Here is a 1,459-nt window from a genome sequence, read left to right on the forward strand (position 1 = left end):
TGCACAACCTCAACCTCGCCGGATAGGCGAGCAGTCGCACTGATCACCGAGCACGCCGCACCAGTCAGAGATCATTTACGGGACAAGCCTTAGGCATCGCTCCGCACTCCAGAGGTTGTGTCGGCCATTCCACAAAGCCGTCGCAGGGTGCGGCGCCGGTTTCAGGCATCTTTCCGGCGGACTCGACCTTCAGTCTCCTGGGAATTAGGGTTCAGGCAATTCAGCTTTCACCGTGTCACGCGGGTCCCTCGATACCCCGTCTTTGATACCTAAGCCCGGTCATCGATTTCCTGGCATGCTCTGGCCCCTATCACCGTTTCCGGATCGGGTAAGCCATCAGACCCAAGAACCTCCCTCTGAGTTCATCCCGACTGAATCGGGGATACGACAAGGCGCCTCATGGCGCACTGAAAACGGTCGCTGACCTGGACGATGTCGGGGGCGCCGTCGGCTATGCCCTGCCGGTAGGTGAGGGAGCCGTCGCGGCAGGCGATCTCGACTCCGGGGTGCGTCCGGAGCCATCGGCTGAGCTGTTCGGCGTCCCGGCCTTCCCAGAGCGTGAGCGGGAGGCGGGTGGTGGCGTCGACCAGGAGGGTGCCGTAGGTGTCGCCGTAGAGCGCGAAGTCGTCCACCCCCAGCACCCGGGGTGTGACCGGTGGCGGTAGCGGCATCCGCATCAGCTGGGCGAGCACGGTGCAGCGCGAGAGTCTGACGTTCAGGACCCGCAGCATCCGGGCCCCGCCCCGGCCCGCCAGCACCACGCCGACCGACTCGACCATGTGCTGCAGCAGTGGTGTTCGCCGCTGGTAGCGCACGGTCAGCCCAGGAACCTGTTCGGCGAAGGTCACCTTCGGGCAGGACGGGTTCTCGCAGTACAGACGGCGCACGGACAAGTCGATCCGGACCGGACGGCCGCCGAGCGCCGCATCAGCGAGGTGCCGGACATAGCGGCTGTGGATCCAGTCGCTCAGGACCCCGCACCCGGTGCATCCCGCTGGAACACGGGATCGAGTACGAGCCTCGATCACCACGACAGGACCTGAAGTATCAGCCGAGAACACCAGTAACTCGGCCAAGTGCGGTAACAGCTTTGACAGTTCAACAGAGCACACTCAAAGGCTGCCCACCCCGCAAACCGGGCGACTGCCCGCATCGGGATGATCTCCGGCTACGAAAATCTTGCCAGAGCCACTTCAAGTCGTACGCCGACAATCATTCGCAATTCCTAATTGGCAGCCGAGTCGTCGTGGGGCGTCGGGCGGCCAATCGATGGAAGCCACAAGCGGCAGAAGTTTGAAAGCCACACCCGACGCCCCTGGCGTGGGCCAACCATACGAAGGGCTCGCCCAGTCCCGTGGAAGAACGTAGGGAAGTTTGAGTGGCCTGGGTCACTATCCCGTCTTAAATGATCTGGCTCCGGGTCGGGCCCCTGACCTGCGGCGCCCAGTTCAGGTGAGAC

The 1,459-nt window shown here is 63.6% G+C and carries 1 protein-coding gene; it reads right to left on the reverse strand.

All coding sequences use genetic code 11. The annotated features are described in order from the left end of the window. Window positions 1–362 precede the first annotated feature (362 nt). Window positions 363–1,112 (reverse strand): transposase family protein, encoded by a 750-nt coding sequence (locus ACFVYE_RS47275; RefSeq protein WP_389609782.1) that lies wholly within the window; start codon window positions 1,110–1,112, stop codon window positions 363–365. Window positions 1,113–1,459 lie beyond the last annotated feature (347 nt).

It is taken from the genome of Streptomyces sp. NPDC058239, from assembly GCF_042882185.1.
GTDB lineage: Bacteria > Actinomycetota > Actinomycetes > Streptomycetales > Streptomycetaceae > Streptomyces.